Origin of the sequence: Pseudarthrobacter sp. 1G09 (assembly GCF_050038305.1) — a bacterium.
GTDB lineage: Bacteria > Actinomycetota > Actinomycetes > Actinomycetales > Micrococcaceae > Arthrobacter > Arthrobacter equi.
Genome location: NZ_CP188306.1, coordinates 2,420,566 through 2,442,094 on the forward strand (window position 1 = coordinate 2,420,566; position 21,529 = coordinate 2,442,094).

The following is a 21,529-nucleotide window of genomic DNA, read 5'->3' on the forward strand; positions in this document are numbered from 1 at the left end:
CTTAAACGACCACGGGCCGGACAGCGTGATTTCCACACTGTCCGGCCCCTGGACGGGAACACCGGCAGGACCGGCGCACGTTGCATCAATCAGGCCTGGGCAGGCTCCGCTGAAGCATTGCGCTCGGCGGCGCTGCTGCGGCGCTGCTCCACGCGCCGGGCCTGCTTGACCAGGTCCGGTTCATTCTGCCGCAGCCAGGCGTACATCGGCGCCGCCACGAAGATCGTGGCGGCCGTACCGATCAGGATTCCCACGAACAGTGCCAGCGACAGGTCACGCAGGGTTCCCGCGCCCAGCAGGCCGGCACCGATGAACAGGATGGCGCCCACCGGGAGGATCGCCACCATCATGGTGTTGATGGAACGCACCAGCGTCTGGTTCACGGCCAGGTTGACTTCCTCAGCGAACGTGCGGCGGGTTGAGGAGTCAATCTCCGCCGTGTTCTCACGGATCTTGTCGAAGACCACCACGGTGTCGTAGAGGGAGTAGCTGAGCACCGTCAGGAACCCGATGATGGCGGACGGTGTCACTTCAAAGTCGCTGAGGGCATAGACCCCGGCGGTGATGAACATGGTGACTAGCATGCCGGCGAGAGCCGAAACGGACATCTTCCACGTGCGGAAGTACAAGGCCATCAGCACCGCAGCCAGGAGGACGAACACCACCAGGCCGATCAGGGCCTGCTTGGTGACATCGGCCCCCCAGGTGGGTCCCACGAAGGTGGAGGTAACCTCGTTCTCGGTTACGCCGTATGCGGTGTGCAGGCCTTCCTTGATGCGCAGCGTCTCGTCGTCCGTGAGCTTGTCCGTCTGGATGCGCATGGTAGTTCCGGCCACGTTGGCCACACGCGGAATGCTGCCGGCCACAACGTCCGTGACGGCCTTCTCCCCCACTGTGGCGTCCGTCGTCTTGACGTTGGAGACGGTGAATTCCGAGCCGCCCCGGAACTCGATGCCCAGGTTGAACCCGCCCTTGGCCACCGGGATGATGATGGACAGCGCCACACCCGCCAGCGCGATGAGGAACCAGATCTTCTTGGATCCCACGAATTCGTAGGAGCGCTTCCCGGTGTAGAGCTCATTGCCGAAATTGGCGAAGCCTGACATTACTTGTTCTCCTTCGCAGCGGTCTTCGAGGAACCGGCGAGCTGTTCCTGCTTCTCCGCCAGCCGCCGTTCGGCAATGGTCATCCTGCGTTCCGCTTCTGCGGCGGCTCCCGCGTTCTTGGCACGGACGTTGGCCGGACGGTCTTCGGGGGTCCGGATACTGCCCGCACCGCGGTACAGCGGTACGGCGCCGAGGCGCTTGGGGTCGAGCCCGGAGAACCGGTGGCCTTCGCCAAAGAAGCGCGTCCGCGCCAGCAGCTGCAGCGTCGGGTGGGTAAACATGAAGACCACGATGAGGTCGGCGATGGCGGTCAGGCCGAGCGTGAAGGCGAAGCCCCGCACGTTGCCTACGGCGACGAAGTAGAGGACCAGCGCCGCCAGCAGGTTGACGGCCTTGGAGGCAAGCACGGTGCGCTTGGCCCGCTTCCAGCCGTTCTCGACGGCGGAGACCAGGCCGCGTCCTTCGCGCAGCTCATCGCGGATACGTTCGAAGTAGACGATGAACGAGTCAGCCGTCTGGCCGATGGCCACGATGATGCCCGCAACACCGGCCAGGGACAGCCGGTAATTTTCCGTCCAGCCCAGGATCGCGATGGCCAGGTACGTCAGGACGCCTGCCACCACCAGCGACGCGATGGTCACGAAGCCCAGGGCCCGGTACTGGAAGAGCGAATAGACCACCACCAGGAGCAGCCCAATGAGGCCGGCCAGCAGTCCCATGCGCAACTGCTCGCCGCCCAGGGTGGCCGAGATCTGCTGTTCACTCTGGATTTCGAAGCTGATGGGCAGGGCACCGAAGCGCAGCTGGTCCGACAGTGCCTTCGCCGTCTGCTCGGTGAAGCCGCCCGTGATCTGCGGACGGCCGTCCGTGATGACAGCCAGTGAACGGGGAGCGGAAATGACCTGGTCGTCGAGGACGATGGCGAACTGTGCCTTGGGATCGTTGCCCGATTCGCCGCCGGCGGCCACGTAGAACTGGTTGAGGCGCTCGGTGACCTCCTTGAACTTCGCGGTGCCTTCCTCGTTGAACTGGATGTTGACGGCCCAGTCGTTGGTGACGGCTCCCTGGGCGCCCTGCTGCAGCTGGAACGAGGAAGTGACGATGTTGCTGCCCTTCACCTCGACCGGCCCGAGGATGTACTTGATGGCCGGGCTCTGGTCCGTCGCCGGTTCACAGGTGACCAGCGGCTTGGTCGGATCAGAACGCTCTGCCTTCTCGGCTGAAGCGTTGTCGCAGTCCAAGGCTTCGAACTCGCGGTAGATTTCCGGCGTGATCCAGTTGATGTCGCTGCTGTTGGCGGGCGCTGCCGTTGGCTTCGGCAGCTGATCTTCGGGTGCCCGCGACTCTTCGGGAACAGCAGCTCCGGCTCCGTTCAGGAGCACGGGCCGGAAGTTCATGTCCGCGGATGCCTGGATCAGGTCGCGGGTGGCAGTTGACGGCGTGCCCGGGAGGCTCACCACCACGTTGCGGCCCGACTGCGTGCTGATTTCGGCTTCGGCCACGCCGGAACCGTCGACGCGCTGGCGGATGATCGCCACGGCCTGGTTCAGCTGTTCTTCGTTGATGTCAGAACCGCCCTCGACCTTCGGCGCCAGGATCATCTGGGTACCGCCTTCGAGGTCAAGTGCCAGCTTGGGCGACCAGCTTGCCTGTCCGGCGGCGGTGCCGGCGGCCAGGACGGCGGTCAACGCGGCGATGATTACGCCCAGCCAGACCAGGACCCTGAGGCCGGGTTTCTTGGGGCCAGTTCGTGCCATTGTCGATCTTTCTCTTATTCACGGAGGAACCGCCGGTGCGCAGGTGCACCGGCGGTTGTCCGCAGCGGTAGAGGGGTTAAGGTGCCGGAAGGGCTAGCTGTCCTTCTTGCCCTCATCGTTGAGGCGCTTCAGGGTCTCGTCCGGGGTCTCAGCCGGGAACGCGGTGGTCTCAGCGGCAGTGGCCGGCGCAGCCGTGGTGCCGGCCGTGGTGCCCGCCGCCTCCGGAGCGGTCAGGGACGAAGCATCGTCCGGTACGGCGGGAGCAGCTGCTTCCGGCGCCACCGCCGGTTCCATCACCTTGGTGACGGACTGCCGATGCACGGTGGCCAGGTTGCCCGGAGAGAGTTCCAGGGTGACCTTGTTTTCGGCCTCATCAATGTCCACGATCCGGCCGAAGAGGCCGAAGCTGGTCATGACGTCGACGCCGGGGCCGAACTTCGACTGGAGCTCCGCCTGCTGCTGCTGCGTCTTCTTGTTCCGGCGGAACATCATGAAGATGAATACGCCGAGCATGACGAACAGGAGAATTGACATTGGATCCAAGGGGAATTCCGTTCTTTGTGGTACCTGGCTGGTTTTCCGGCAGCGCCGGACTTTGTCTGTGCCGGGCGGAACAGTCATGGAAGCCGATCCCTGACGGACCTCCTGCACCGGCGGCGCGGCCGATAGGCCATGCGCACAACAAAGACCCGAACGTGCCGAGCGTCATACCAGTCTAAGGGGAAAAGCTGGAGGGAGCCTGTTATTGGCTCTCCGGGGCCCAGTCCCCCGTGACCTCGGCACCCGTTTCGCGGTCAAAAAGATCCAGCTGTTCCTGGCCGAACACGCCTGCAGGGATGGCGTAGCCCAGGTGTGTCCAGGCCGGCGCCATGGCGATGCGGCCCCGCGGGGTGCGGCCCAGGAGCCCTTCGCGGACGAGGAAAGGCTCCGCGACAGTCTCCACTGTTTCGGTTTCTTCGCCGACGGCGATCGCCAGCGTGGAGAGCCCCACTGGCCCTCCGCCGAACTTGGTGATGAGGGCCTCGAGGACGGAACGGTCCAGTCGGTCGAGCCCCTTCTTGTCCACTTCATACATGTCGAGCGCCGCCGACGCGGAGCGGGCATCGATCTGGTCTACACCATGGACCAGGGCCCAGTCGCGCACGCGGCGGAGCAGCCGGTTGGCGATTCGGGGCGTTCCGCGGGACCGGCCGGCGATCTCGCTGAAGCCGGCAGAATTGACCTTCAGGTCCAGCAGGCCGGCAGAGCGCCGCAGCACAAGTTCGAGTTCCGGAACCGAGTAAAACTCCAGATGGCCGGTGAAACCGAAGCGGTCCCGCAGCGGGCCGGGAAGCAGCCCGGCCCGGGTAGTGGCACCCACCAGTGTGAAGGGGGGAAGTTCCAGCGGGATGGCAGTGGCACCCGCGCCCTTGCCCACCACGATGTCCACACGGAAATCCTCCATAGCCATGTAGAGCATCTCTTCAGCCGGCCTGGACATGCGGTGGATTTCGTCGAGGAAGAGGACTTCGCCCTCGGACAGCGAGGACAGGATGGCGGCGAGGTCTCCGGCGTGCTGGATGGCGGGGCCGCTGCTGATGCGCAACGGGGCGTTCATTTCCGCCGCCACAATCATGGCAAGGGTGGTCTTACCGAGACCCGGAGGACCCGAGAAGAGCACATGGTCGGCGCTGCGGCCGCGCATTCGGGACGCCTTCAGGACCAGGGACAGCTGCTTCCGCACGCGGTGCTGGCCCACGAAGTCGTCCAGGTTCTTGGGGCGGAGTGCGGCTTCGATGGCGCGTTCCTCCGGCTCCTCCCCCGCTGCCACCAGTGACGGTTCAGCCACGGCTGCCTACGCGGTTGCCCGCCCGCGCGCCGTCCTGGCCGAGCCAGCGGAGGGTGGTCCGGAGGATCTCCGGGACGTTGCCGCGGAAGGAAACTTCGGGCTCGTCCGCCAGTGCCTTCTCGATGCTCGACGACGCGTCCTTTTCGGACCAGCCCAGGCTGGTCATGGCGGCGACCACCTGCGGCTTCCAGTTGGCCTCCGCCGCGGTGGTGGCGGCAGCGGGAGCCGTACCGTGCGGAACGAGCTTGCCGGCCAGTTCAAGGACAATCCGCCCCGCCACCTTCGGGCCGATCCCGGGAACCTTGGTGAAGGTCTTGTTGTCGCCGGTATGCGCGGCAACGCGGATCGCCTCAGGATCGTGGACCGCCAAGACGGCCAGTGCGAGGCGCGGACCCACCCCGCTCACACTCAGCAGGACGTCGAAAACTTCACGTTCGTCGTCGTCCGCAAAACCAAACAGCGTCAACGAGTCTTCGCGGACGATCAGGGAGGTGAAGACCTTTCCCTCTTCGCCCACGTGAAGCCCGCTGAGGGTCTGCGGGGTGGCGTAGACGCTCATGCCCGCACCGTTCAAGTCGATGACGGCCGTGGACAGGCCTACGTGCGCTACGGTTCCGCGGAGGAAACTGATCAAGGCCTGGCTCCTGCTTGTGCTGCCGGCCTGCCGCCTGGCAAGAGGCGGAGCCCGGTTATCCGAACATATTTACTAATACCCTAGCAAGCTGCAGGGACATTCAGCGTGCGCGGCGCGCCTTCGCTTCGGCCTCGGCCCAGGCCTGCTGGGCCGGTGTCAGCGCCGAACTGCCCGGACCGGTGGTGGAAACCGGGGCCCCGCTTCCGGCGCGCCAGGCGTGCGTGATGGCCAGTGCCAGGGCGTCCGCGGCATCGGCCGGACGGGGCGGGGCGTCGAGGCGGAGGATCTTGGTGACCAGCTTGGTCACAGCGTCCTTGTTCGACGTGCCGCTGCCCGTAACGGCGGCCTTGACCTCCGACGGCGTATGGAGCGCCACCGGGATCCCGCGCCGCGCAGCTGCCGCAATCACCACGCCGGACGCCTGCGCCACACCCATCACGGTGCTGACGTTGAGTTGCGAGAAGACGCGTTCGACGGCGAGCACCTGGGGCTCGTAGCGGTCCAGCCATTCGTCGATGGCCAGCGCAATCACGAGCAGACGCTGGTCCAGGGATTCGTCGGGCGAGGTTCCGACGACGCCGACGGCCACCATGGTGGCCCGCCGGTTCCGCTCGACGTCCACCACCCCGATGCCGCAGCGGGTCAGCCCGGGGTCCACGCCCAGGACACGGAGTGTCATGGAGATGGATTGAGTCGCGATAGGGTGTGCTGCGACGGGCGCAGGTCAGCAGGCAAAGCCGCCGGTCACTCTGATTCCAGGGCGGCCTGGACCTCGTCGCTGAAATCGGCGTTGCTGTAGACGTTCTGGACGTCGTCGAGCTCCTCGAGGGCGTCGGCCAGCTTCATGAACTTCCGCGCTCCGTCGACGTCCAGCCCCACCTGCATGGACGGAACGAACTCCACTTCATCGGTGTCGTACTCGATGCCGGCGTCCTTAAGGGCTTCGCGGATGGCCGGAAGGTCGCCCGGTTCGGAGTGGATCTCGAAGGATTCGCCGTTGTCCTTGACCTCTTCGGCGCCGGCGTCCAGGACGGCCATGAGGACGTCGTCTTCGGCCAGGCCGTTCTTGGGCAGGTTCACCACGCCCTTGCGGTTGAACAGGTAGCTGACGGAACCGGGATCGGCGATGGTGCCGCCGTTGCGGGAGATGGCGAGGCGGACCTCGGATGCCGCCCGGTTCTTGTTGTCGGTGAGGCACTCGATCAGCAGGGCGGAACCCTGCGGGCCGCGGGCTTCGTACATGATTTCGGTGTAGTCCACCACTTCGCCGGTGAGCCCGGCGCCGCGCTTGATGGCGCGGTCGATGTTGTCGTTGGGGACCGAAGTCTTCTTCGCCTTGGTGACCGCCAGTTCAAGGCCGGGGTTACCGGCCAGGTCCGGTCCGCCCATGCGGGCAGCAACTTCGATGTTCTTGATCAGCTTGGCGAAGGACTTTGCACGGCGGCTGTCAATGATCGCCTTTTTGTGCTTGGTAGTCGCCCATTTGGAGTGGCCTGACATGCTTTACGCTTCTCCTCTGATCATGCGGATAAAAAGTTCGTGTACGCGTTTCTCCCCGGTCACTTCCGGATGGAAGGAGGTGGCCAGCAGCCGGCCGGAACGCACTGCGACAATTCTAGCGGCCCCGGGCAGCCCGGCGGTGTGGGACGCATGTTCCGGATCGGCCGGTTCAACCTGGGCCAGGATTTCCACGCCGGGGCCTACGCGCTCCACCCACGGTCCGCGAATAAAAACGGCATGGACCGGAGCCACACCGGCGTCGGTGGCGCTGAACTCCAGGCCCTTGAAATCCAGGTCCGTCTCGAAGGACTCGCGCTGGCGTCCGAAAGCGTTGCGGCGGACCGTCATGTCCAGCCCGCCGAATGTCTGCTGGGGGGCACCCGAAAGGTCCGTGGCGGGGTCGGCAATGTCCGAGGCCAGCAGGATCATGCCCGCGCAGGAACCGTAGACCGGCAGTCCGCCGGCGATGCGTTCACGCAGCGGCTGGTCCAGCCCGAAAGCCCTCGCGAGCTTGTCAATGGCCGTGGACTCGCCGCCGGGAATGATGAGCCCGTCCAGGCCCTCGAGTTCCTGGGGACGCCGGACGCTGACCCCCTCGGCACCGGATTCCGCGGCGGCACGGAGGTGCTCGCGAAAGTCGCCCTGGAGCGCCAGGACGCCGATCCGAAGGCCCGAGCCCACGCGTGCGGGATCGGCGGAAAGGGTATTTGTCATCGTCCCAGCATACGGGCACCGCTGATGTCCGCCCGGCCGGGCGGGTCACACTCCGGCGGTTCCATGCCGCGGCTGGGATATATTCGGACAATGCCCTTTTACACTGTTCCGCTTGGCAAACTGGTGCGCCGGGTATCCCGGCTTCGAGGCGGCGGGTCCGCGCTTCCGGGGCTCGTCGTCGAAAAAATCGACCCCGGTTTCATGCGGCGGACACTCACCACCCTGCCGCACGGCGTGGCAGTGGTCAGCGGCACGAACGGGAAGACCACCACCACCAAGATGGTGGTGGAGCTGCTTGAAAGCCAGGGCCTGAAGGTTTTCACGAACCGCACCGGCAGCAATTTCACCCGCGGCGTCGCCGCTGCCCTGCTGGGCGAGGTTGACTGGCGCGGGCGGCTGGACGCCGACGTCGCGGTCCTGGAACTCGACGAGGCACACGCCGTGCACTTCGTGAACAGCGTGCCGCCGAAGTACTGCCTGCTCCTGAACGTCCTCCGGGACCAGCTGGACCGGTTCGGCGAGATCGACAAGACAGCCCAGCTCCTGCAGCACATCGCCGCGAAGACAACCGGGACCGTGGTGCTGAACCGTGAAGACCCGAGGGTGGCCAGGATCGCGGAAACCCTCACCGGCCAGGAGGTCCGGTATTTCGGCCTGGACGACTCGCTGCTGGGCACGTTCCCCAATGACGACGATATGCGCGCCGCTCCCGGCAGCCCCGCGCCGGCGGGCCTCCCGGAGAAGCCCGCGGCCGACGTCGTGCTCCGCAAAGTGGGCGCGGACACCGCCGAGTTTGAGTACGACGGCGGGACCGTCAGCACCGCGATGAAGCTCCGCGGGGTGTACAACATCTTCAACGCGGCCGCGGCGCTGACCCTTGCGCGGGCGATTTGCGGCGGAGCCGCGACGGACACCAACCACGAAACCCTGCTGGAGGCGCTGTCCCAGGTGGCGCCCGCCTTCGGCCGCGGTGAGAGCCTTACAGTGGAAGGCCAGCCCCTTGACCTGGTGCTGGTGAAGAACCCCAGCGGTTTCCGCCTGGGCCTGAAGTCCTTTCCTGCAGGCGGTTACGCCACCATGATCGCCATCAACGACAACTATGCCGACGGCCGGGATATGTCCTGGCTGTGGGACGTGGAGTTCGATTCGCTCCGGGCCGAAGGCGTGGACCAGCTGACCGGTTCCCGTGCCTACGACATGGCATTGCGCCTGCAGTATGACGACGTCCGCATCGGTGCCGTGGATCCTGACATCGCGCCGGCCCTCGCCGCGTTCATCCGGGGGGCGAAAGGCCAGCCCAAGCGCATTTTCTGTACTTATACGGCCATGCTCGCCATCCGCCGGGAACTATCGAAGATCACCACTGTGGAGGTTGTCTCTTGAGCCAGGAAACTCCGGGCACGTCCGGTCCGTCAGCCGCGGACGGCAAGGGCATCCTCAGGGTGGTCCAGCTCTACCCGCGCGACATGAACATTTACGGCGACTGGGGCAACGCCCTGGTGCTGCAGCAGCGGATCCGGTGGCACGGATACACGCCCGAACTGCTGGAATACAATGTGGGTGACCCCTTCCCTGACGACGTGGACATCATTGTGGGCGGCGGCGGCCAGGACAGCGGGCAGCTGGTCATCCAGGACGACCTGCAGGCCCGGGCGGATTCCCTCAGGGAGCTCGCCGAAGACGGCACGCCGATGCTGGTGATCTGCGGCCTGTACCAGCTCTTTGGCCGGTTCTTCAAGACCAGGACCGGCTCGGTGATTCCGGGGATCGGCATCCTCGACGTCGAAACGCATGGCACCGATGAGCGCCTGATCGGCAATGTCAAGGTAACCACGTCCGAATTCGGCGAGGTGCTGGGCTACGAGAACCACAGCGGCCAGACCACCCTGGGAAGCGGGGTCCGCCCGCTCGGCACCGTGGCGAAGGGCACCGGCAACAACAGCAGCGACGGCCACGAGGGCGCCCGCTACCGCAACATTGTGGCCAGTTACCTGCATGGCTCGCTGCTTCCGAAGAACCCGGCCATCGCGGACTTCCTGATCCGCACAGCTGCTGAACGCAAGTTTGGAACGTTCGAGCCCGGCCTCCCGGATGACCGGTACGCGGAACTCGCTCGGGACCACGCGGCACGCCGGCCGCGCTGATCCGTCGGGTTTAGGGGCTTTTCCCTTAGCTTCGTGGCGGTCGCAGCTTCATAACGGCCGTCAGGGTTCGAGAGTGATGAGGAGTTCGTGGGCGCCGGCAGTTGCGGCGCCCATGGAGTTCACCACTTCAATGGTCCGCTGCCGCGTGGCGTCGTCGGCCGGTGCCCCGGCGCAGTGCCCCTGCGGCGCATCTGCCGCCACCGAACACCACCGGTAGGGATTCCCGACCATAACGGTCGGCGTCCACGCCAGGTCCGTGACGGTCCACTTTCCGGCAGCGTCCTGGCCGAACTGCGCGCGGACCAGCAGGCCCTCACTTTTGGCTGGATGCGCAGGGGAAACGTCCGTGATCCCGTTGCCCAGTCCGTAGGCGATCCAAGTGCCCTTGTAGTTCTCGATGGGCAGCACCGATGGGGAGTGGCCGTAGACCAGGTTGAACTGACCGCTGTCCGCCAGCGCACGGGCTGCCACCGTTTGTTGGACGCCCGGGGTACCGGTGTTCCCGCCGTTGCCGTCCCCTGCGTGCATGGCACCAATCACGACGTCGGCGCCCAGCATCCGCGCCTTCCTGGCCTTGGCAATCATGGTGCTGGAGTCCAGCACGTCCACCTGCCACGGGTATTCGGGAGTCTTCCCGTTGAGTCCGGAAGTTGCCTCGATGACAGCCACCTTCGCAGCAGGAGTCGGCAGGATGAGGATCTGTTGGGACTCTGTTGCGGTGCGGTAGGAACCGGTGTGCTTCAGGCCGGCCGCATCCAGGGCATCCACGGTCCGCAGGAGTCCGTCGGTACTGCGGTCAAGAATGTGGTCGCCTGCGGTGGTGCAGGCCTGGTAACCGGCGTCCTTTGCAGCGGTGACGATCTGCGGCGGGACGTTGAACGAGGGGTGGCCGGCAAACGGCCCGTCCGGTTTCGCCACAGGGGCCCCCTGGTGGCAGATGGCGAGGTCGCTCCTTTCCAGGTAGCGCCGTTGCCCCTCCAGCATCGGCAGGAAATCCAGGCCCGGCTTCCCGGTGGCAGCGGCATCCTGCTGTGCCTCCTGCCAGATGCTGCTGTGGACCAGCATGCCGCCCGTGAGCACCACCGACGCGCAGCGCAGCACCGGGCACCGCGGGCCCTTGCCGGGCGTGGGCGAAGGTGTGGGGGTTGGCGGGGCACTGGAAGCCGAGGCTGTACCGGACGGCATTCCGGGGTGTGGGCTCTTGGTGGACCCGGAGGCGGACTCACCGGCGCCGGCCCCCTGCGCCACAAGGCCGCACCCGGCGAGCGGACCAGCCACGAGCAGCAGGCCTGCGACCGACACAGCGCGCATCCACCGCTGCAGCCCGGCACCCGCGCGGGAGCGCGCAGGAGCCCTCCCGGTACTTTTCCCCATACCGCCAAGTCTAGGAATGGCCAGCCTTCGGCGCGGGCATTTGGCCGCATTGAGAAGCGTGCCCTCATGTGAAAGGTTTTCATCATGACTAACCCCCTTCTGGCTCCCAGCTCGCTGCCGTACGGGCTCCCGCCCTTCGCCCGCATCGAGGCCGCCCACTACGCCGAGGCCATCGAAGCGGGCCTGTCCGAACACCTCGCTGAAATTGACCGCATTGTGCAGAATCCGGAGGTACCCACCTTCGGGAACACCGCGGTGGCGATGGAGCAGTCAGGGCGGTTGCTGGACCGCGCAGCCGCTTCCTTCTTTACCCTGGTCTCGGCGGACGCTTCGCCGGAGATCAGGGAACTCGAGACGAAGTTCTCGCCCCGGTTTTCGGCCCACCAGGATGAGCTCTTCCTGAACCATGACCTGTATGAGCGTTTCCGGGGCATCGATACCTCTGCATGTGATCCCGAGTCGGTCCGGCTGGTGGAGGAGTACCTGAAGGAGTTCCGGCAAACGGGTATCCAGCTCGATCCCGCCGGACAGGACCGGCTCAGGGCCGTTAACGCAGAGCTCGCCGGTCTGGGCACGGAGTTCGGCCAGCGGGTTAAGGAAGGGATGAAGGCCGCGGCGCTCCTCGTCGAGGATGTGGAAGAACTTGACGGCCTGCCCGCCGACGACGTCGCCGCCGCAGCTGAAGCGGCCCGGGCAGCAGGACATGAGGGGCAGTTCCTGCTGGGGCTTATCCAGCCAAGCAACCAGCCTGCCCTTGCCTCACTCACGGACCGGGCCGTCCGCCGTCGGCTGTTCGAAGCGTCCGTTGCACGGGGCAGCAGCGGCGGCCCCCTGGATGTCCTGGGCCTGGCCAGGTCCATGGCCCGGCTGCGTGCAGAGAAGGCCACGCTGCTGGGTTTTGCGAATTACGCGGAACTGGTGGCAGACCGCCAGACGGCGCCTGACTTCGGGGCGGTGCAGTCCATGCTGAACCGCATGGCCCCCGCCGCCGTCCGCAACGCGGACCGTGAAGCGTCCGCCCTTGCCGAGTCCGCCGGGCACGCCCTGGAACCGTGGGACTGGGCCTACTACTCGGCGAAAGTCCGCCGGGAAAAGTACAGCGTGGACGAGCAGGCCCTCCGCCCCTACTTCGAGCTGGAGCGCGTGCTGCGGGACGGCGTGTTCTTCGCGGCCGGATCCCTGTACGGCATCAGCTTCCATGAGCGGGAAGACTTGGCTGGTTACCACCCGGACGTGCGGGTCTGGGAGGTCAGGGATTCCGACGGCGGCGGGCTGGGGCTGTTCCTCGGTGACTACTGGTCCCGCGAATCCAAGCGGGGCGGCGCATGGATGAACTCGCTGGTGGAACAGAACGCCTTGCTGGGTACCAGGCCGGTGGTGATGAACACGCTCAACATCACCAAACCCGCGCCCGGTGAACCGACCCTCCTGACACTTGACGAGGTGCGGACCGTGTTCCACGAGTTCGGCCACGCGCTGCACGGGCTCTTTTCCGACGTCACCTACCCGCGGTTCTCCGGGACGGCTGTCCCCCGCGACTTCGTGGAATTCCCTTCGCAGGTCAACGAAATGTGGATCATGTGGCCGGAGGTCCTCGCGAACTACGCCCGCCACCACGCCACCGGTGAACCGCTGCCGCAGCATGTTGTGGACCGGCTGGAAGAGTCCAGGCTCTGGGGCGAAGGGTTTGCCACCACCGAGTATCTTGGCGCCGCACTGCTGGACCTGGCCTGGCACGTGCTGGAGCAGGATGCCGTCCCGGATGACGCCCTCGCGTTCGAGGCGAAGTCCCTCGCCGCAGCGGGCATCACGCACGCGCTCATCCCGCCGCGGTACCGGACCGGCTACTTCCAGCACATCTTTGCCGGCGCGGGCTACGCCGCCGGCTACTACTCCTACATCTGGAGTGAGGTCCTGGATGCCGAGACGGTGGACTGGTTCTCGGAGAACGGCGGCCTCACCAGGGCCAACGGCGACCGGTTCCGGCAGGAACTGCTCTCCCGCGGCAACAGCCGCGACCCCCTGGAGTCCTTCCGGATCCTCCGCGGCCGGGACGCCAAACTCGAGCCCCTGCTGAAGCGCCGCGGCCTGGAATAGCGGCTCCCTGCCCCACCCCTCTTAAAGAAGTACGACGCCGGTCCCCCACCAGAGAAAGGTGGGAAACCGGCGTCGTACTTCAGGGACGGAGCCGAAGGTTTTGCTTACCAGCCACGCTCGGCGAGGCGGTGGGGCTGGGGGATCTCGTCGACGTTGATGCCCACCATGGCTTCGCCCAGGCCGCGGGAGGCCTTGGCGATGACGTCGGGGTCATCGAAGAAGGTGGTGGCCTTCACGACGGCGGCCGCGCGCTGGGCGGGGTTGCCGGACTTGAAGATACCGGAGCCAACGAACACGCCGTCGGCGCCGAGCTGCATCATCATGGCGGCGTCGGCCGGGGTGGCGATGCCGCCGGCGGTGAACAGCACCACGGGAAGCTTGCCGGCAGCGGCCACTTCCTTGACCAGTTCGTACGGTGCCTGCAGTTCCTTGGCCGCGACGTACAGCTCGTCCTCGGGCAGTGCGGCAAGCTTGGCGATCTCGGCGCGGATCTGGCGCATGTGGCCGGTGGCGTTGGAAACATCGCCGGTGCCGGCCTCGCCCTTGGACCGGATCATCGCCGCGCCCTCGTTGATGCGGCGCAGCGCCTCACCAAGGTTGGTGGCGCCACAGACGAAGGGAACCTTGAAGTTCCACTTGTCGATGTGGTTGACGTAGTCGGCCGGGGTCAGGACCTCGGACTCGTCAATGTAGTCCACACCGAGGGACTGCAGGACCTGGGCCTCAACGAAGTGGCCGATGCGGGCCTTCGCCATGACCGGAATGGACACGGCATCGATGATGGCGTCGATCATGTCCGGATCGGACATGCGCGACACGCCGCCCTGGGCGCGGATATCGGCCGGAACGCGTTCCAGGGCCATGACTGCAACAGCACCGGCGTCTTCGGCGATGCGGGCCTGTTCAACGTTGACGACGTCCATGATGACGCCGCCCTTGAGCATCTCAGCCATGCCGCGCTTCACGCGGTTGCTGCCCGTGACGCTGTTCGCGGACGAACCGGCCTCGTTGCTTACATCTGGTGTAGACACAAAAACCCCTATGGGTAGATAGACGATCTTCGCCGCGTGTGCAGGCGGGCATGCTGATGCCGGACTGTACACACACGGATTGCCGGGTCCATTGACCGGGCAATCCTTATAGTAGTCCCCCGGCGGCCAGCCGCGGCAATTACGCTTCGTCCGCGGGAAGCGGTTGTGCCAGTGCCTGCCGGCGGACCGAAGAAACACGCTGGACGATCGTCGTGAAGCTCGCCAGCGCCAGCAGCACCAGTGTCACGAGGAGCACCACCGACGGCAGTCCCAGCCCGGTGAGCCCAGTGATCACCAGGACGGAGACGAGCCGCTCGGCCCGCTCCGCGATGCCGACATTTGCTGTGTACCCCAGGGACTCGGCTTTGGCCCGGGCATAGGAGACCACCATGCCCAGGACCAGGCAGACCATGGCCGCCACGGCGATGGCAGCATTTTGCCCGCCCGTGAAGAACCACACCGCCAGCCCGGCGAAGAGCGCGCCGTCCGCGACGCGGTCCAGGGTGGAGTCCAGGAAATTGCCCCAGCGGCTCTTGACGTCCTGCATGCGGGCCATGATGCCGTCCAGGACATCGGAAAAGATGAAGGCCGTGATGAAGACCGTGCCCCAGAACAGTTGCCCGAGAGGATAGAACACCAGGGCGCCCAACGCGACGCCCGCGGTTCCGATGACTGTCACGGCGTCGGGCGAGACACCCAGGCGCAGCAGCCAGCGGGCCAGCGGGGTGAAAAGCGCGGTAAAGAAACCGCGGGCGTGCCTATTCAGCATCAGTCTCCCCGGGCCAGGCGTCGGCCACCATCTGCCGGACCTCATCGAGGGTCTGCGTAATGGCCTTGGTCTGGGCAATGATGGGGAAGAAGTTCCCGTCGCCGCCCCAGCGCGGAACAATGTGCTGGTGCAGGTGGGCGGCGATACCGGCACCGCCCACCACACCCTGGTTCATGCCCAGGTTGAATCCGCCCGGGTTGGACACCTTGCGCAGGACGCGCATCGCCGTCTGGGTCAGGTCGGCGAATTCGGCAGTTTCCTCCACCGTCAGGTCCGTGTAGTCCGGTACATGCCGGTACGGGCAGACCAGCAGGTGCCCGGGGTTGTACGGAAAAAGATTCAGCACGACGTAGCAGGTTTTCCCCCGGTACACGATGAGGGCGTCCTCGTCGGTTCGGCCCGGGCCCACACAGAACGGGCAGTCATTCTCATTCTTGAACTGGTGCTGCCCGCCCTTGATGTAGGCCATCCGGTGCGGAGTCCACAGGCGCTGGAAAGCGTCCGGGACACCGGCCAGGGCAAAGTCGTCGGTTACACCGGCATCCCCTGGATACCCGGCACCTGTGTTCTCCTCCACGGTGCTGTTCCGTTCGCTAGCTGGTCCGGTTACGGACGGCTTCGGTGATCCGCTTGACAGCCTCTGCCACCGGCACGCCGTTGTCCTGGCTGCCGTCCCGGAACCGGAACGAAACCGCGCCGGCTTCGGCGTCGTCTCCGCCGGCGATCAGCACGAACGGGATCTTGTCCTTACTGGCGGTCCGGATCTTCTTCGGGAAACGGTCCGAGGAGGTGTCCACCTCCGCACGGATACCGGCCGCCTTCAGCTGGTCGACGACGTCGAACATGTACTCGTTGAAGGTTTCGGCCACCGGGATGCCCACCACCTGGACGGGTGCCAGCCATGCCGGGAAGGCGCCGGCGTAGTGTTCGGTGAGGACGCCCATGAACCGCTCCACCGAGCCGAAAAGTGCACGGTGGATCATCACGGGACGCTGCCGGCTGCCGTCCGCAGCCTGGAATTCGAGTTCGAAGCGTTCAGGCAGGTTGAAGTCCAGCTGGATGGTGGACATCTGCCAGGTGCGGCCCAGGGCGTCCTTGGCCTGCACGGAGATCTTGGGGCCGTAGAACGCGGCTCCACCCGGATCCGGCACCAGTTCCAATCCCGATTCCTGGGCCACTTCGGCCAGGGTGCGGGTGGCTTCCTCCCACGCAGCGTCCTCGCCCACATACTTCTCCGGGTCCTTTGTGGAGAGCTCCAGGTAGAAGTCGTTGAGGCCGTAGTCCTTGAGCAGGTCCAGGACGAAGGTGAGCGTCTTGGTGAGCTCGTCCTTCATCTGCTCGCGGGTGCAGTAGATGTGGGCATCGTCCTGTGTCATCCCACGGACGCGGGTCAGGCCGTGGACCACGCCGGACTTCTCGTACCGGTAGACAGACCCGAACTCAAACAGGCGCAGCGGAAGCTCGCGGTAGGAGCGGCCCCGCGAACGGAAGATCAGGTTGTGCATGGGGCAGTTCATCGGCTTCAGGTAATAGTCCTGGCCGGGCTTGCGGACAGTGCCGTCCTCGTTGAGCTCGGCGTCGACGTGCATCGCCGGGAACATGCCCTCCTTGTACCAGTCCAGGTGCCCGGAAACTTCGTACAGGTGGCCCTTGGTGATGTGCGGGGTGTAGACGAACTCGTAGCCGGCCTCCACATGCCGCTGGCGGGAGTAGTCCTCCATCTCCTTGCGGATGATGCCGCCCTTGGGGTGGAACACGGGTAGGCCTGAGCCCAGCTCATCCGGGAAGGAGAACAGGTCCAGCTCGGAACCGAGCTTGCGGTGGTCACGGCGTTCAGCCTCGGCGATACGTTCCTGGTAAGCCTTGAGGGCGTCCTTGGTGGGCCAGGCGGTGCCGTAGATGCGCTGCAGCTGCTGGTTCTTCTGGTTGCCCAGCCAGTAGGCGGAAGAGGAACGCGTCAGGGCGAAGGCGTTGGAAATGAGCTTGGTGTTGGGAAGGTGCGGGCCACGGCAAAGGTCGCACCAGACAGTGGTGCCCTCCTTGCGCTCAACGTTGTCGTAGATGGTGATGTCGCCGGCGCCGACCTCGACGTTCACGCCTTCGCCGGCCTCGGCGGCTTCGTTCTTCTTGCCCAGCAGCTCAAGCTTGTAGGGCTCGTTCTTCATCGCTTCGCGGGCTTCGTCCTCGCTAACAACGCGGCGGACGAACTTCTGGTTCTGGTTGATGATCTTCTGCATCATCTTCTCGAGGGTTTTGAGGTCCTCGGGGGTGAACGGTTCAGCGACGTCGAAGTCGAAGTAGAAGCCATCGGTGATGTAGGGGCCGATGCCGAGCTTGGCGTCGGGGCGCAGCTGCTGGACGGCCTGGGCCATAACGTGGGCGGTGGAGTGGCGCAGGACGTTCAGTCCGTCCGGGGATTCGATGGTGACGCCTTCAACCTCGGCACCTTCGGGCAGTTCCTGGTCCAGGTCCTTGAGTTCGCCATTGACGCGGGCCACGACAACATCGCGGCGCTCAAAGAAGAGTTCCGCACCGGTTGTCCCGGTAGTCACCTTTGTCTCTTCGCCATCGACGAGAAGGGTGATCTGCTGGGCATCTGACACGGGTGTCTCCTATTCAAAGTTGAGGCTTCATAGCTTGTGGCGTACGGGGACCACAGCCAGCCACCGTCAATGCTATCGGTTCGGCGGAGGGCCGACCAACGCGGCACACGGCAGCGTGATAGCCGATGTCAGCCGTTGAAACCGGTGATGGCAAGGCTCCTGGCAATGCCGTCCAGCGGGTGCGCCACGTCCTGGAAGGAAGTTTCCGACGGCGGGAACGGCAGCGTTTCGGGTTTGCCGAGGTCCCAGGCCATGCTGGCGCTCAGGCTGATTCCCCGCGGGCCGGTCCTGCGGGTGGTGCCCCGGATCAGCAGCATCCGGGTACCGAACAGGAGCGGGCCGGCGCTTTCCTGGGCTTCGTGGAAGAACACTGAATCGATGCAGCCGGTACCGTCGTCGATGCTGATGAACACCACCCGCCGGCCCCCACGCATCGGCGGCGTCTGGGTGGCTACCCGGACTCCGGCCACCAGCACTTCGGTTCCGTTCCGCAGTCCCAACAGCTTGTTGGCCGTGGTGACGCCCAGCCTTTCCAGGATTGGGCGGTGGCTGTCCATCAGGTGGGTGCTCACATCCACAGCCATCAGGTCGAGTTCAGCCCGGACGGTTTCCACCAGGGTGGGTTGGGGCAGCCCGGGTTTGACGTTGCGCAACTCAATATCGCCCAGCGGGAAGGACAGCTGCCCTTCGAGCACGTCGGTGCCCTTCCGGCTTCCTGTGACCTGGAGTTGTTGCAGGTGCTGGACGAGGTCGGCCCGGTTGGCAGTTCCTCCTGCCTCCCGGTGGAGGGAATCGAACGCACCAAGCTGGGCAAGCCGCTTGATGCTGGGCTTGCTGATCCTGGAACGCGACCGAAGGTCTGCGAGCGAGTCAAAAGGCTGACCTGCGACGATCCTTTTCAGTTCAGTTCCCGAAAGCCCGTAAATGCCTTTCAGGCTGAGCCGTATCCCCAGCTTTCCGGAATCGGCTCCTGACAGGATCCGCTCCACCCGGTATTCGTCCTTACTCCGGTTGATGTCCAGCGGAAGGATGGGGATGCCCAGGCGCCGCGCTTCAGCTACCAGCAACCGTTTGGGGTACATGCCGGGGTCGTGTTCCCACAGCCCAGCCAGGAACGCCTCCGGGTGGTGCGTTTTGAGCCAGGCGGACTGGTACGTGGGAACTGCAAAGGCGGCGCCGTGGGCCTTGCAGAACCCGAAGCTTCCAAAGGCCTTCAGGGTTCCCCATACTTTGTCCACCACCTCAGGGGCGTACCCTTCGGCACGGGCTGCCTTTCGGAAGAACTCCTCCACAGCGGGTTCGCGGTTTTCATTGCCCAGGGCCCGGCGGAACTCGTCGGCACGGGCAAGCCCGCAGTGGGTCATGACGTCGAAGGTCTTGAGGATCTGTTCATGGAACACCGTGACCCCGTGGGTTTCGGCGAGTACTGGCTTGAGGTCCGGGTGGGGATATACCTCGGGTGCGAACCCGTGCCGGTGCTCCAGGAAGGGCCGGACCATGTCTGATTTCATGGGCCCCGGCCGGAACAGGGAGATGTCGATGATGAGGTCGTTGAATTCCCGGGGTGCCATTTTGCCGATCAGTTCCCGCTGGCCGGGAGACTCGATCTGAAAACATCCGAGAGTATGGGTACTCCTGATGAGTTCGAACGTGGCTTCGTCGTCCAGCGGAACAGCATTGAGATCGATCCGGCCGTTGGCGGCAATGTAGTCAGGGCCGGCCCCTTTCGGGCCGGGAGCATGGTGCCCGGCTGCCACAACGTCACTCTTGGAGGGATGGATCCGGATGATTTCACGGACGGCAAACGCCATGGCGCTCTGCATCCGGACGCCCAGGACATCAAGCTTCAGCATGCCCATGGGATCCATGTCATGTTTGTCGAACTGGCTCATGGGCAACCCCAACCCGCTGGGCTGGACCGGGGTGCGGTCCAGCAGTGTGGCGTCACCCAGGATCACTCCACAGGGGTGCATGGAGATATGGCGGGGCAGCCGGTCAAGGCGCTCAGTCAGGTCCACCAGGAGATCCAGTTGCTGGTTGCCGTCCGTGTCCCGTTGTTCCACACGGCCGGCGAATTCGCGCAGTTCAGGTTTTTCCTGAAGCGCTTCCCGGAATTTCCCTGCGGAAAAGCGCCACAGCTGCTTGGCGATCTCCCCCACCTCGTCGCCGTCCATGCCAAGGGCGAGGCCTGCGTCGCGTACTGCTCCCCTGGCCCGGTATCCGTTTTGCATGCTCATCAACGTGACCCGCTCAGCCCCGAACCGTTCGAAGATTTTGCGGTAGACGTTGTGGCGTTCGGCACTTTCGACGTCGATGTCGATATCCGGCAGGGTGGCCCTGTCCTGGGACAGGAAACGCTCAAAGATCAGGTCATGCTGCAGCGGATTTACCTGGCTGACGTCAATCAGGTAGTTGACCAGGCTGGATGCACCCGAGCCCCTGGCTGCGGCGCGGACTCCCATGTCCTGGATCATCCTGGAGACTTCAGCCACCGTCAGGAAGTAGGAGGAGAAGTTGAGGTTGCGGATGATCCTCAGCTCATGCTCGAGCCTGGTGAGCATGGTTTGCTCAGCGGTACCGGTAATCCCCGGGAAGCGCCTGGCGATTCCGGCATGGCACCGCTGGACCAGTTCCAGGGCGGGGTCCTGGTTGATCCCGATGATGGACGCTTCCGGAACAACCGGCTGCTTCCACCCCATGTCACTGGCAGGATCGATCCGGCAGGCATCGGCGAGTGCCTCGGTCTGCGCAAGGAGCTGCGTGAGGTCTGCGGTGCCGTAGCCTGCCGCGGAAATGACTTCCTGGGCAAGCCGTCGCATGTGGCCTGAGGTTTTCAGCCATCCCTGGCCGGTGGGCTGCAGGAGGGGTTCGCCGGCCAGTTCGGGAAGGGATTTGAGCGTGCGTGCGGAGTCGAGGACGTCGGCGGTGGGGGCTCCGTCAGCTCCGCAATACCTGACGGCATTGGTGAGGACGGCAGGAACACGGTGTTCTTCGGCGAGTCGAAGCATCCTTACCGCGTGGGCGGTGCTCAGGGGTGACCCGGGAGCGCTGAGCTGGGAAACTATCTCTGCCACCACTGTCCCTGCGGGCATGGCATCGAGCCATTGCTTGAACAGGGTGCGCGGACGCAGGTACCGCCTTCCGCCCATGGCACGCCCCACGTCGGAGTCTGGCCCGATGAGGACCACCAGGACTGGTTTGAGCGTTTGGGGGTCGAGGGTCCTTGAGGCCAGTTCTGCCCGGGTAACGGCCACGGGGATGGTACCCCCGGCTTTGCCGGACGTCCGGGAATGGGCATCTGAGATCAGCCGGCACAGCGCCCTGTAGCCGGTACCGTTGTTGTGTCCCTTGGCGAGCACCACAACCCGTCCGGCGACCTCGGTACGGCGATCACCGTCGTCGTCCAGCACCGCAAGGTCCACCCCAACGATGGGGTCGATCCCCGCGGCCATGCAGGCCTTGAGGTGCTTGATGGTGCCGTATAACCCGTCGCGGTCTGTACAGGCCAGCGCGGAGGCGCCGTCGTCAGCTGCGGCCTGGGCCAATTCCTCCGGCCAGGAGACTCCATAGTGCGCGCTGAAGGCGGTTGAGACATGCAGGTGCGTAAAACTCATGCTGTTCTGGGTCGAAGGGCGTCGTGGATGCGCAGCAGCCGCCACCTGCCGCTGCGGATGTGCCGGGTGAGGTCAAGCGTGAGTGGTTCCATGGGCTGGCTTTCCATGCCGGGGCGACGTCCTGGCGAAGCCTGGGGCAGGACCTGGATCCGCCAAATTTCGTGATCCACCATCCCGGGACCGCTCCCCAAGGGAACCCTGCTTTCCTCAGCCCACCATTGGCGGCGTTCGTACCATCGAAGGGGTTCGGCGCAGATGTCATAGGTACCCCCGGCCCATACAAGGCTCTGGGGAAGGCCGTCGGGGGTGCAGGCGACATCAACTGATTCGCTGAACATGCCCATGGCGCCTCCGGGAC

At 65.2% G+C, this 21,529-nt stretch carries 18 protein-coding genes; 3 read left to right on the forward strand and 15 right to left on the reverse strand.

Features of this window, described 5'->3' with window-relative positions:
• Window positions 1-89 precede the first annotated feature (89 nt).
• The 8 genes from secF to pdxT all read right to left on the reverse strand — a co-directional run bounded on the left by secF (window position 90) and on the right by pdxT (window position 7,539).
• Window positions 90-1,106 carry a protein translocase subunit SecF gene (secF, locus tag ACP3TD_RS11130; RefSeq protein WP_426762955.1) on the reverse strand — a complete coding sequence of 339 codons (1,017 nt, stop codon included), beginning with the start codon at window positions 1,104-1,106 and terminating at the stop codon, window positions 90-92.
• Window positions 1,106-2,863: a protein translocase subunit SecD gene (gene secD, locus ACP3TD_RS11135; RefSeq protein WP_426762957.1), complete on the reverse strand. Its 1,758-nt coding sequence runs from the start codon at window positions 2,861-2,863 to the stop codon at window positions 1,106-1,108. The genes secF and secD overlap by 1 nt, the downstream gene beginning before the upstream one ends.
• A gap of 93 nt (window positions 2,864-2,956) precedes the next feature.
• Window positions 2,957-3,397, reverse strand: a complete 441-nt coding sequence (gene yajC / locus ACP3TD_RS11140) for a preprotein translocase subunit YajC (protein WP_377203521.1) — start codon at window positions 3,395-3,397, stop codon at window positions 2,957-2,959.
• A gap of 208 nt (window positions 3,398-3,605) precedes the next feature.
• Window positions 3,606-4,691: a Holliday junction branch migration DNA helicase RuvB gene (gene ruvB, locus ACP3TD_RS11145; protein WP_045732529.1), complete on the reverse strand. Its 1,086-nt coding sequence runs from the start codon at window positions 4,689-4,691 to the stop codon at window positions 3,606-3,608.
• Window positions 4,684-5,325 carry a Holliday junction branch migration protein RuvA gene (gene ruvA, locus ACP3TD_RS11150; RefSeq protein WP_426762958.1) on the reverse strand — a complete coding sequence of 214 codons (642 nt, stop codon included), beginning with the start codon at window positions 5,323-5,325 and terminating at the stop codon, window positions 4,684-4,686. The genes ruvB and ruvA overlap by 8 nt, the downstream gene beginning before the upstream one ends.
• Window positions 5,326-5,425: 100 nt before the next feature.
• Entirely contained in the window at window positions 5,426-6,004 is a 579-nt protein-coding gene (gene ruvC / locus ACP3TD_RS11155) for a crossover junction endodeoxyribonuclease RuvC (RefSeq protein WP_426762959.1), read from the reverse strand.
• A gap of 65 nt (window positions 6,005-6,069) precedes the next feature.
• The gene (locus ACP3TD_RS11160) at window positions 6,070-6,825 is read right to left on the reverse strand and encodes a YebC/PmpR family DNA-binding transcriptional regulator (protein ID WP_091720500.1); all 756 of its coding nucleotides are present in this window, start codon (window positions 6,823-6,825) and stop codon (window positions 6,070-6,072) included.
• 3 nt (window positions 6,826-6,828) lie between these two features.
• The gene (pdxT, locus tag ACP3TD_RS11165; protein WP_426762960.1) at window positions 6,829-7,539 is read right to left on the reverse strand and encodes a pyridoxal 5'-phosphate synthase glutaminase subunit PdxT; all 711 of its coding nucleotides are present in this window, start codon (window positions 7,537-7,539) and stop codon (window positions 6,829-6,831) included.
• Window positions 7,540-7,629: 90 nt separating this feature from the next.
• On the opposite strand from pdxT, the gene ACP3TD_RS11170 reads away from it, so the two are divergent.
• Window positions 7,630-8,922 (forward strand): MurT ligase domain-containing protein, encoded by a 1,293-nt coding sequence (locus tag ACP3TD_RS11170; RefSeq protein WP_426762962.1) that lies wholly within the window; start codon window positions 7,630-7,632, stop codon window positions 8,920-8,922.
• Window positions 8,919-9,683, forward strand: coding sequence for a type 1 glutamine amidotransferase (locus tag ACP3TD_RS11175; protein ID WP_426762963.1), 765 nt, complete (start codon window positions 8,919-8,921; stop codon window positions 9,681-9,683). The genes ACP3TD_RS11170 and ACP3TD_RS11175 overlap by 4 nt, the downstream gene beginning before the upstream one ends.
• Window positions 9,684-9,743: 60 nt before the next feature.
• On the opposite strand, the gene ACP3TD_RS11180 is transcribed toward ACP3TD_RS11175, so the two are convergent.
• Window positions 9,744-11,057 (reverse strand): CapA family protein, encoded by a 1,314-nt coding sequence (locus ACP3TD_RS11180; RefSeq protein WP_426762964.1) that lies wholly within the window; start codon window positions 11,055-11,057, stop codon window positions 9,744-9,746.
• An 84-nt stretch (window positions 11,058-11,141) separates the two neighbouring features.
• Here ACP3TD_RS11180 and ACP3TD_RS11185 point away from each other — a divergent pair, with 84 nt between their 5' ends.
• A complete protein-coding gene (locus ACP3TD_RS11185) occupies window positions 11,142-13,154 on the forward strand; it encodes a M3 family metallopeptidase (protein ID WP_426762965.1) in 2,013 nt (670 codons plus the stop codon).
• Window positions 13,155-13,258: 104 nt separating this feature from the next.
• On the opposite strand, the gene pdxS is transcribed toward ACP3TD_RS11185, so the two are convergent.
• The 6 genes from pdxS to ACP3TD_RS11215 all read right to left on the reverse strand — a co-directional run bounded on the left by pdxS (window position 13,259) and on the right by ACP3TD_RS11215 (window position 21,515).
• Window positions 13,259-14,185 carry a pyridoxal 5'-phosphate synthase lyase subunit PdxS gene (gene pdxS, locus ACP3TD_RS11190; protein WP_091720513.1) on the reverse strand — a complete coding sequence of 309 codons (927 nt, stop codon included), beginning with the start codon at window positions 14,183-14,185 and terminating at the stop codon, window positions 13,259-13,261.
• Window positions 14,186-14,324: 139 nt separating this feature from the next.
• The gene (pgsA, locus tag ACP3TD_RS11195; RefSeq protein WP_426762967.1) at window positions 14,325-14,954 is read right to left on the reverse strand and encodes a phosphatidylinositol phosphate synthase; all 630 of its coding nucleotides are present in this window, start codon (window positions 14,952-14,954) and stop codon (window positions 14,325-14,327) included.
• Window positions 14,944-15,531 (reverse strand): HIT family protein, encoded by a 588-nt coding sequence (locus tag ACP3TD_RS11200; protein ID WP_056079499.1) that lies wholly within the window; start codon window positions 15,529-15,531, stop codon window positions 14,944-14,946. The genes pgsA and ACP3TD_RS11200 overlap by 11 nt, the downstream gene beginning before the upstream one ends.
• A 16-nt stretch (window positions 15,532-15,547) precedes the next feature.
• On the reverse strand, window positions 15,548-17,557 hold the full coding sequence (thrS, locus tag ACP3TD_RS11205; protein ID WP_091720519.1) for a threonine--tRNA ligase: 2,010 nt from the start codon (window positions 17,555-17,557) through the stop codon (window positions 15,548-15,550).
• 128 nt (window positions 17,558-17,685) lie between these two features.
• On the reverse strand, window positions 17,686-21,171 hold the full coding sequence (locus ACP3TD_RS11210) for a DNA polymerase III subunit alpha (RefSeq protein ID WP_426762969.1): 3,486 nt from the start codon (window positions 21,169-21,171) through the stop codon (window positions 17,686-17,688).
• On the reverse strand, window positions 21,168-21,515 hold the full coding sequence (locus ACP3TD_RS11215) for a DUF6504 family protein (protein WP_426762970.1): 348 nt from the start codon (window positions 21,513-21,515) through the stop codon (window positions 21,168-21,170). Before ACP3TD_RS11215 ends, ACP3TD_RS11210 begins: the two co-directional genes overlap by 4 nt.
• Window positions 21,516-21,529: the final 14 nt, after the last annotated feature.